This window comes from Kocuria sp. SM24M-10, from assembly GCF_001027955.1.
Lineage (GTDB): Bacteria > Actinomycetota > Actinomycetes > Actinomycetales > Micrococcaceae > Kocuria > Kocuria oceani.
This window is the reverse complement of sequence record NZ_LDNX01000122.1, coordinates 1-10136: the sequence shown is the minus strand read 5'-3', so window position 1 is coordinate 10136 and position 10136 is coordinate 1. Positions and strand designations below refer to the sequence as shown.

General features: G+C 66.9%; 9 protein-coding genes. 8 read left to right on the top strand and 1 reads right to left on the bottom strand.

Annotated elements, in window-relative coordinates; all coding sequences use genetic code 11:
- A partial coding sequence (locus ABL57_RS14180; RefSeq protein WP_047804129.1) for an IS256 family transposase occupies positions 1–448 on the bottom strand: 448 nt, incomplete at its 3' end.
- Between the two features lie 33 nt (positions 449–481).
- On the opposite strand from ABL57_RS14180, the gene ABL57_RS14175 reads away from it, so the two are divergent.
- From ABL57_RS14175 to ABL57_RS14145, 8 genes are all read left to right on the top strand, one after another.
- Positions 482–1261, top strand: coding sequence for a CapA family protein (locus tag ABL57_RS14175; RefSeq protein WP_082157458.1), 780 nt, complete (start codon positions 482–484; stop codon positions 1259–1261).
- Positions 1258–2526, top strand: a complete 1269-nt coding sequence (locus ABL57_RS14170; protein WP_047804128.1) for a CaiB/BaiF CoA-transferase family protein — start codon at positions 1258–1260, stop codon at positions 2524–2526. The genes ABL57_RS14175 and ABL57_RS14170 overlap by 4 nt, the downstream gene beginning before the upstream one ends.
- Positions 2523–3716: a 2-hydroxyacyl-CoA dehydratase family protein gene (locus ABL57_RS14165; RefSeq protein ID WP_053004985.1), complete on the top strand. Its 1194-nt coding sequence runs from the start codon at positions 2523–2525 to the stop codon at positions 3714–3716. The genes ABL57_RS14170 and ABL57_RS14165 overlap by 4 nt, the downstream gene beginning before the upstream one ends.
- Positions 3713–4957: a 2-hydroxyacyl-CoA dehydratase family protein gene (locus ABL57_RS14160; RefSeq protein ID WP_047804127.1), complete on the top strand. Its 1245-nt coding sequence runs from the start codon at positions 3713–3715 to the stop codon at positions 4955–4957. The genes ABL57_RS14165 and ABL57_RS14160 overlap by 4 nt, the downstream gene beginning before the upstream one ends.
- Positions 4950–6146 carry an MFS transporter gene (locus tag ABL57_RS21370; protein WP_082157457.1) on the top strand — a complete coding sequence of 399 codons (1197 nt, stop codon included), beginning with the start codon at positions 4950–4952 and terminating at the stop codon, positions 6144–6146. The genes ABL57_RS14160 and ABL57_RS21370 overlap by 8 nt, the downstream gene beginning before the upstream one ends.
- Before the next feature lie 888 nt (positions 6147–7034).
- Positions 7035–8147 carry a site-specific integrase gene (locus ABL57_RS14155; RefSeq protein WP_047804126.1) on the top strand — a complete coding sequence of 371 codons (1113 nt, stop codon included), beginning with the start codon at positions 7035–7037 and terminating at the stop codon, positions 8145–8147.
- Entirely contained in the window at positions 8144–8488 is a 345-nt protein-coding gene (locus ABL57_RS14150; protein WP_047804125.1) for a helix-turn-helix transcriptional regulator, read from the top strand. The genes ABL57_RS14155 and ABL57_RS14150 overlap by 4 nt, the downstream gene beginning before the upstream one ends.
- Positions 8481–10037, top strand: coding sequence for a hypothetical protein (locus ABL57_RS14145; RefSeq protein WP_053004984.1), 1557 nt, complete (start codon positions 8481–8483; stop codon positions 10035–10037). The genes ABL57_RS14150 and ABL57_RS14145 overlap by 8 nt, the downstream gene beginning before the upstream one ends.
- The last annotated feature ends 99 nt before the right edge of the window (positions 10038–10136 follow it).

Genomic DNA, 10136 nt, shown 5'->3' with positions numbered 1-10136 from the left:
AGACAGTGATCAACGCCCTGTTGTCGGCCATGCGCGAGACCTGGGACTTCGACAGGGAGTTGATGCCGAGGGTCTTCACCAGCTTGTCCATCCGGCGGGTCGAGACCCCGGCGAGGTAGCAGTCGGCCACGACCGTGATGAGGGCGGACTCGGCCCTCTTGCGGCGCTCGAGCAGCCAGTCGGGGAAGTAGGTTCCGGTGCGCAGCTTCGGGACGGCCACGTCGATGGTGCCGATGCGGGTGTCGAGCTCGCGGTGGCGGTAGCCGTTGCGCTGGGTCACCCGGGTCGGGGACGGTCGGCCCCATTCGGCGCCGGCGACCGCTTCGGCATCGGCCGACAACAGGGCGTTGATCACTGTCTGCAGCAGTGATCGCATCAGATCCGGGGAGGCCTCGGACAGGGCTTCGCCGAGCAGGCCGGCAGGGTCGACAATATGAGGAGCGGTCATCGTGATGATGTCCTTTCGAGGGTGCTGTGAGAGGTGAACTCGAAAGATCTCACGGTGGCCGCGCTCTCGTCCGGAACGACGAGCAGGGCCACCGCGCTACACCACTATCGGGGGCTCAACTACGTCCACGTGCTCACCCACTACGAACTGGACTCGGCGACTCCCGGAGGGCCCCCCACCATCTACACCTTTGTCGCACCCGCCAGCCAACGCCGGATGGAAGAGAGCATCCGGTCTTTGAAGTCTCGTGTGGATGTGGTCGTCGTGGCTCTGCACAAGGGCGTCGGCCACACGCCCGCCGTCCTGGCCGACTACGAGGTTCCGCTGGCGCACGCCGCCGTTGACGCGGGGGCGGACCTGGTTCTGGGCCACCACGCGCACATCATGCGCGGTGTGGAGATCTACCGGGGCGTGCCCATCTTCCACGGATTGGGCAACTTCGCCACCGTCACCCAGGCCCTCAACGGCCAGGGCGAATCTGCCGAGCGACGCGAATGGGCCGAACGCCGGATCCGGATGTTCGGCTTCGCCCCTGACCCTGCCATGCCGACCTACCCGTTCCACCCCGACAGCCGCCACACCGCCATCGCATGGTGCACCTTCCGAGACGGGGCGCTGAGCGAAGCCGCCCTGGTGCCGTGCTGGATCGACGATCAAGCACGCCCGGTACCGCTGACCGACGAGCACGATGCCCGGCACGTGACCGACTACATCACCGACATCACCCGTCAGGCCGGCTTCACCACCGAGTTCACCTGGGCCGAGGAGCGCGTCCTGCTCAGCGCCGGGCTGACGACTGAGGAGACATCATGAACGACCGCCCCCTGGACGGGCTCACCGTCTTGGACCTGACCACCGCCCTTGCCGGTCCCTACGCCACACTGCTGCTGGCCGGACTCGGCGCACGGGTGATCAAGATCGAGAACCCCGCCACCGGCGGGGACGCGGCCCGCAACAACTCCCCCTACCTCACGGCCGAGGGCCTCAACGTCGCCCGCAGCACGGAGGAGGACATGTCGGTCTCCATCCTCTCCCGCGCCCGCAACAAGGAATCCCTGGCCCTGGACCTGAAGCACCCGCAGGGCAAGCAGGTGTTTCTGGACCTGGTCGCCCAGGCGGACATCGTCGTAGAGAACTACAGCGCCGGCGTCACCGCCCGCCTGGGCATCGACTACGCCACGGTCAGCGAGATCAACCCGGCCATCATCTACACCTCCATCAGCGGTTTCGGCGCCGACGGTGGAGAAGGCCGGGCCATGGACACCATCGTCCAGGCGCTGAGCGGAGTGATGATGACCGCCGGCGAGCCCGGAAGCGGGCCCGTCCGATTCGGTCTGCCCGTCGGGGACCTGGTCGCCCCGCTGTTCTCGGTCATCGGCACCCTCGGTGCCGTCGTGCAGCGCCAGCGTACGGGCCACGGCCAGTACGTCGACGTGTCGATGCTCGGCTCCCTCACTTCCCTGGTGGCCGCTGAACCCTTCGACGCCTACGAAGAACTCGGACTGCCGGTGCGCACCGGTGAGCACGTGCCCCGCCTGGCGCCCTTCGGCACTTTCACCGCCGCCGACGGATGGTTCGCCCTGTGTGCCCCGACGGATAAGTTCGCCCACGGGGTGCTGGCCGCTATGGGGCGCCCTGAGTTGATTGAAGACCCCCGCTTCGCCCACCGGGACGGTCGTGTGCAGCACGCCGACGAACTGCACGGCCTCATCGCCGAGTGGGCTTCTGACCGGCCCCTGAGCGAGATTCTCGCGGATCTAGAAATCCATCATGTGCCCGTTGCCCCCGTCCGGGATCCCGCCGACGCCGTGCGCGATCCCCGGGTGCAACAACGGCAGGAAGTGGTCCGCCTTCATCTGCCCGGCGGAGGAGAGGGCAAGGAAGTCTACGGGCCGGGTATGCCCTTCCTGATGTCGGGGTCCGATATCTCTTTGGACCGACCCGCCCCCCGACTGGGCGAACACACCGACACGGTGCTGCAGGGCCTGCTCGGTTACACATCGGAGCAGGTGGACGCTCTGCACCACGAGGGCATCCTGCAGGCGGCACCGGCCACGCGAGAGCGTGCCCTGCAATGAGGGAGGACTCTGCGACAGAGATCGAGGCCAGTGTCCCGGACCCTGACTGGCTGTATGACCACCGCTACCAGTGGGCCCAGGAGATGGCGCTGAGCGGCGAATGCGTCGTCGGCGTTGTCGGCGCCGACGTTCCCCGGGAACTGGTGCTGGCCGCCGGCGGCTATCCGGTCCGCCTTCACGGCGATCCTCACATCCCGCAGGGCCCGGGCTCGGCGGTGGCGTTGCACACACGAGCCGCTCAACTGCTCGGTGCTGTCGACGAGCCAGCCGTTCTGCTTTTGGCTCGCATCCTGTCCGGAGAGCTGAACTTCCTGACCGGGATCGTGATCTCCAGGGAGCGGGAGGCTTCCTTGCGGCTGTACTACGTGCTGCGAGAACTGGCCCAGCGCACATCGGGGCTGCCGCCCGTCCATCTGATCGACCTGCTGCATCTGCCTCGCCCGGCGACGGCCGCCTACAACCGGGCGCAGGTCCGGCGACTGGTCAATGTCCTACCTCGATGGACCGGTCAGAGTCCGGATGCCACCACCGTGACCACGGCCGTGCGGCAGTGTGCGGCGGTACGGGACCAACTGCATCGAGCCCAACAAGCCCGGATCGACCGGAAAATCTCCGGCATCGAAGCTCTCCGGTTGTTTGCGGCGGCCGAGACACTGGAACCTGCCGTGGCCCAGGAGATCATCAACACCAGGATTGACGACTCACAGACACGGTGTGCTCATGCTGCTCCTGGTTTGTTCCTCTCCGGCAGCCCACACGAGGCCGACACCGTCTACGCCGCCATCGAGGACTCAGGCTGGCAGGTGGTGGGGGAGGACCACGACCGGGGACTTCTCGCTCTCACCATCGACGTGCACCCGGCCCCGGACGGCGACTTCGACGGCCAATTGGCCGCCCTCGCCGCCGCCTACGGGCGCCGCGGACCTGAGGCGACCACGGCCAGTGCGCTGGAGCGGTCCCGATGGGCCGCCGCCACCGTGCGGCGCACCCAGGCCAGAGCCGTCCTGTCCTACGTACGCCGCCACGACGAAGCCCCCCTCTGGGATTTCCCGCACCTGCGCGCCATCGCCCAGGCCGAGGGCGTACCGGCTGTGCTGTTGCGCGACCAGGGTCCAGGCCCGGATCCGGTGCAGCTCCAACAGACCTTGGACGCCCTGTCCGCTTCCCAGACCTTGGAGGCCCAACTATGACAGCTGCACGCCTGGACAGCGCTCGACGAGCCAGCGCCCATCAGAAGGAGTGGTTCGAGGACCTGCGCCTACGTGTCCAGACGGGGGAGCCTCTGGCCTTGGTGAACGCCGACGCTCCGCAGGAAATCCTGCGCGCCATGGACATCCCCTACGTCGTCAACCAGTGGTGGGCCTCCCTGGTCGGAGCCAAGAGGATGGCTGAGCGCAGCCTCGACGCACTCCGCCGGGCAGAGTACCCGGACGACTCACGCCAGTACGACGCGGTGGCCCTAGGATCCGTCGACCTGCCAGCAGAGGAGGCACCGTGGGGCGGTCTCCCGCGACCGGGCCTGGTCATTGCCGAGAACAGCGGAGACGCCGCCCGGAAGGTCTTCGATTTATGGGCCGAATCTGAGCACACCACGTTCTTCCCGTTCGAGCGCTCAGCGGCCGTCGACGCCCCGCCGCGGTGGTGGGAGCTCGTGCCCCACCGGTGGGAGGAGGCCTTCGGCGCTGACCGACTGGACCTCATGGTGGCGGAGAACTGGGAACTGATGGACTTCCTCGAAGACTGGAGCGGGCGCCGCTTCGACCTGGACCGGTTTGGAGAGGTCATGGACCGGGTCAACCAACAGGCCGAATGGAACCGTCGGTCCCGGGACCTGCTGGCCACCGCACGACCCATGCCCGTGAGCGTCCACGACACCATCAACAGTGTGATGCTTCCGCAGTGGCACCGCGGCACCCAGTGGGCTGTCGACGCCGCCCGGACCTTCTACGAAGAATTAGAGGCCGCTGTCGCAGCAGGTCGTGCGGTCTGGCCGCGCGAGCGGAAACGGCTGATGTGGATCGGGCGGGGCCTGTGGTTCGACATGGACCTATATCGAAGGTTCGAGGAAGAGTACGGGGCGGTGTTCGTGTGGTCCATGTACCTGGCCATCGCCGCCGACGGCTACCTCCGTTACGGCAGTGATCCCATGCGTGCCCTGGCCGCTCGCTTCACCGGCTTCACCGACCAGCTCTACATGCCCGGGTGGGCCGGCGACTGGTATGTCAAAGAGGCCCTCACCCATGGTGTGGACGGTGTCGTCCACCTGGTTGCCGACGACATCCCCGGCGCCCGTTTCACCACCGAAGCACTCGAAGCCGCCGGCATCCCAGTACTGGAAATCCACGCCAGCAACGCAGACCCCCGATCCTCGGAGGCGGCGTCACTGGGATCGAAGATCGAACAGTTCCTCATCCAGCGCCTGGATGCTTAAATCATCGCAGGAAGGCTCTGGCCGGTTGCGTCGGCTGTATGCCGCGCAGTTCCTGACACAAACGGCGGTATGGTTCCGCAACTTCGCGGTGTCGTTGCTGATCTTGGAGCTGACCGGAAGCGCCTCTGCACTGGCGTGGGTGACAGTGATCCAGTTCCTCCCGCAGCTGCTTTTGGGGCCATTGCCAGGCCGGTGGGCAGACCACGGACGACCCCGGCGCCTGTTGCTGGCAGCCAACGTGGTATCCCTGGCGACGGTGCTAGCGCTGGCCGCCAATCCATTGAACCCGCAATGGTTATGGGGGTTATACGCCCTCCTGGCCGTGAGCGGTGTAGCGCAAGCGTTTGAGCGCCCCGCCGCGTTCGGGCTCACTGCCCACCTCGTGGGCTCAGACAGGCTGGGACCCTCGCTGGCCCGGCACACCGTGGCGGCCTCTGCCGGCAGGTTCATCGGCCCTGGCCTGGCGGGCTTGGCATACGCGGGGGCCGGCCCAAAACTGTGCTTCCTCCTCGCGGCTGCCCTCAGCGCTGCCGTCATCGGCTTGGTAACCACTCTTCCGGACCACTCCACAGTCCCTGCTTCGTCGGCAGAGGAAGCTGCACCTGTGAATGGGGAAGGGCTCGACCCACTGCGGCGTCAACGTCCTGCCTTTCCAATCGTTATGTCATTGAGCGCGTTGGTAACGGTCGCCGCGCTGAACTTCAACGTCACCGTCACCTCGATGATGACCCTGGAACTGCAATCCAGTGTTGCGGCACTGGGCCTGGCGCACACCCTGAACGCGATAGGGGCCATCGGTGGCGGTTTGGCGGCCTCGGCTCGTACCCGGATGGGTCCGTACGCCTTTGGGCCTGCAGCGGGTGCCTTGGGCGGTGGGCTCCTTCTGGCCTCGGGCATGGGCAGCACAACCCAGTTCTTGGTTCTATCCCCATTGCTGGGTGCTGCACTGGGGTGGTATCAAAGCGTGCTTCAACGAGCTGCTCAGACCGCCGCTGGCCCCGGAAAAACGGCTAGTGCGGCTTCCTGGGTCAACGTCACTACCTTCGGACTCACGCCAGTGGCAGCCCTGTGGGCTGGCTATGTGACCGACGCGGCCTCGCCACGGACCGCACTGGTCCTAGGGGCCACAGGGGCCATGCTGGCCGGCGGCATCGCCTTGGTCACGCTGCGGCGCGAGAACGCACCATAGGTTGGGGTGGGGAACGAGCTGCACCACGCCGTCCTCAACCAGCTGGGTCGGAATGGGGCTCTTAATTGGTCGAAAGCGTGCCCGGACTCGGTCAGCATCCAGGCGAAAAGGGGACTGACTGGGTCCAACCCCGCGGACCGCGGCAAGGCCGGCACCGCGTACCATCTGCGGGTCGCCGCCGACGGTTAGGGATTTCGATCGCCAGGGCCAACAGGCACGACTTCATGATTGTGGAGCCGATCCTGGGTGGGCTGGCCCCGGTCAAGGGTTCAGGCGGCGGCCGTCCACGGCGCCGACCGGTCAAGCTGCACGCGGATAAGGCTTATGACGACCGTAGGGTGCGTCACTACCTGCGTCGGTACGGAATCGCCGCCCGCATCGTCCGGATCAGGGGCGGACCCCGGCGAACGGCTCGGCCGGTATCACTCGGTCGTGGAACGCACCATCGCCTGGTCTCTGGCCTTCCGCCGCCCGGCCACCCGTTACGACCGCAGGGCCACCAGCCCGCAGACCCGACCCACGTGTCCTGCACCCTGTAGTGGACTGGACAGGTGCCCGTAGGGAGGATGCGACGAGTTCTCGCACCTGCTTCTACTCGTCCTACTCAAAGCGCCGATAATAGTTCTTATGTAAATCCACAACGACTCTATTCGCGGTTTCTGCACATCGTGAGGTTCTGGGTAACGGCCCCGATGCTCCCCTAACTGCCTTCTGACCTGGGCTTATCCTGCTTGATCACCGCGGGGTGACGTGCCGTACGTGACGCGAATGGCGCCTGGATCCACCATGCCCATTCGGCTTCTGGCCTGGACTTTCCCGGCGGTGATTGCGATACACGCAATCTGTGTGCGACTATCGCAAGCATCTTCTGACATCCAAGGACGACTCATGGGCCACGATGGCGAGAACGTGCGGTTCGTTCCCTTCGGTGGGCAAGCCCCCGATCCGGACGTCTTCTTGGCCAGTGTCTTGGATGGGTGGGGCGCTCAGCAGCGGGCGAAGGACTTCGCGCCGGCCACGATTCGCACCCGGCGCAGCGTCGTGATGAGCTTGGTGGACTTCTCGGGGCGCTACCCGTGGGAGTGGACGCTGTCAGATGCGGACGAGTTCTTCTCCCACGCCCGCGCGGTGCGCAACCTCTCTCACGGGAGCGTGCGCTCCTATCAGGGGGCGATCAAGCTGTTCTGCGACTACGCCTGCGATCCGCACTACGACTGGTGCGAGCAGGCCGCGAGGTCGTTCGGGCAGGTCTTCGCCCAGGTCGTGACCGAGCTCAACCGCCTCACCCATGCCCAGCCCACCGAAGCGCGCCCGGCCAAACGCCCCTTCACCCAGGCCGAGCTGCAGGAGCTGTTCGATCTGGCCGATCTGGAGGTCGAGCGGATCCTGATCTCCGGGCGCAAGGGTGCGGTGGCTGCATGGCGCGATGCGATCGCGTTCAAGACGGCCTACAGCTGGGGACTGCGTTCCAACGAACTGCGGCACCTGCAGGTCGTGGACTTCTCGTCCAACAACCGGGCCCCCTATCTCGGCGGTCACGGGGTGCTGCGCGTGCGCTGGGGAAAGTCCCACCGCGGCTCGGCGAAGAAGGTCCGCTCCGTGTTGACCGTCTGGCCCTGGTCCGCGGAGATGATCCAGGACTGGATCCGCAACGGGCTGCCCCGCTATGGGCACCCGGTGAGCGATCTCTTCCCCACCAGCACCGGGGCGATCGTGGGCGAGTCGCATCTGCTCGGGAGGCTGCGAGGCTTCATCGATGAGCTCGGTTTCCCGCCCGGGCTCGATCTGCACTCCTTCCGTCGTTCCTACGCCACGCAGCTGATCACCGGGGCGGGCTTCGACGTCACCTTCGTTCAACTCCAGCTGGGCCACGAGCACGCCGCGACGACCTCGATCTACTCCCTGCCCTCCCCCGACTACCAGCGACTGGCTCTGGAACGGGCCCACGACCGCACCCTCCAGGCAGCCTTCGGGCTGCCCGCACCCAGGAGAGCCCCATGAGCACACGCGAGATCACCTACACCTGGCGGGTCCGCGAGATCATGGCACGCCGCGGCGTGCACACCGCCAAGGACCTCGCCGAGCTGTTGCACGAACGCGGCATCACCCTCACCGCCAACGCCGTGTGGCGCATCGTGACCCAGCAACCCGAGCGGATCTCCTTCAAGGTCCTCGTCGCCCTCTGCGACGCCCTCGAGGTCACGCCCAACGACCTGATCACCTACACGGCCACCGACGCCAAGACCGTCCGGCAACACCGTCCGGCCGCCGGTGAAGACCTCCCCGACCTTCGCCACTACCGCCCCGTGCGCGCCCGGATCATCGACGACGACGATGACTGATCCCTGGCGCCCGGCCACCGACGGCAACGGATCCGCCCGGCCCCCCACGCTCACCGACCTCCCCGCCCCGAGCAAACGCGGCCGGCCCCGCTCGACCGGGCCCCACGCCTGCGACCGTTGCCACCAGCAGGTCGCCAAGATCCGCGTGCACTGGCCCGACGGAGCCATCTGCGGGGCCTGCTTCACCGACGCCACCCACACCTACGGCACCTGCCCGCACTGCCGGGAACACCGCATGCTCCCGGGTCGCTCCACCGAGAGAGAGCCCATCTGCCGGGACTGCGCCGGCATCACCACCGCCCTGACCTGCACCCGCTGTCACCGCGAAGCCGAAAGATTCCGGGCCGGGCGCTGCATCCGCTGCGCGCTCACCGACGACCTCACCACCGTGCTCGCCCCCGGCAAGGACCTCCGCCTGCACCGGCTCATCAAAGTGCTCACCAGTTCCCAACGGCCCGAGAGCGTCTATACCTACATGCGCCCAGGCACCCGGGCCAGGACCCTGCTGGAAGCTATCGGCGCCCGCGAGCTGGCGCTCACCCACGAAGCCTTCGACCGTCTCCCCCGCTCGAACGCCGCCGAACACCTCCGGGCTCTGCTCGTCCACCACCGCATGATGGACGCCCGCGGCAACGAGACCCTCGCACGGTTCGAACACTGGCTCACCACCAGGATCGCCAGCCTCCCCGACGACGGCACCGCCCACCTCATCGAGCGCTTCGCCACCTGGCACCACCTCGAGCGCATCCGCGCCCAGGCGGCCGATCCCAATGCCGATCTTCAGGCCAGCACCCATACGGCCAAACAAGAGATCACCGAAGCCGGGAAGTTCCTCCTCTGGCTACGAGCACACCACCACGTCACCGCGGATGAACTGCGCCAACTCCACATCGACGACTACCTCAGCGCCGGCCCCAGCACCCGCAAGCACATCCGCGCCTTCATCCGCTGGCTCGACCACGACCAAGACCACCGCACCGGGGCACTTCAGGTGCCGTTCCGCAACGCCCACTCCACGCCCATGATCACCCAGACGCAGCGCCTCGAGCTCCTCCGGAACTGCCTCGAACACCGCCAGGTCACCAGCTCCACCCGCCTGGCCGGGCTCATCCTGCTGCTGTGGGCCCACCCCCTCAACAAGATCGTCCTGCTCCGCCGGGAAGACCTCACGGCCACCCCGGACGGCATGCTCCTCACCCTCGGGACCACCCCGACAGCCATTCCCGAAGCGCTCACCGAGGTGTTCTGGCAGCACCTGCAGGACCCCGGGCACCAGAACACCATCAACACCGGCACGCCGTGGCTGTTCCCCGGCACCCGAGCAGGCCGGCACCTGCACCCGAACACCCTCTCCGGCAGGCTCAAAGTCCTCGGCATCGACGCCCAACGCGCCCGCAACGCCACGCTGCGCGACCTCACCCAAGAAGTCGACGCACGAACCCTGATCGACCTCCTCGGCTACAGCCCCGACATCATCGCCCAGCACGCCGCCCGATCCGCCACACCCATGTCCGACTACATCGACCTGAAAGGCCAACAGCCCCGATGACCTGCGAACACCGAAGAAACGGATAACGCACTTTCCCATCAACGTCGACCTCATCAGCTACGGCGGCGCCCCGGACTCGGTCCGGCCGTGGAGTATCGG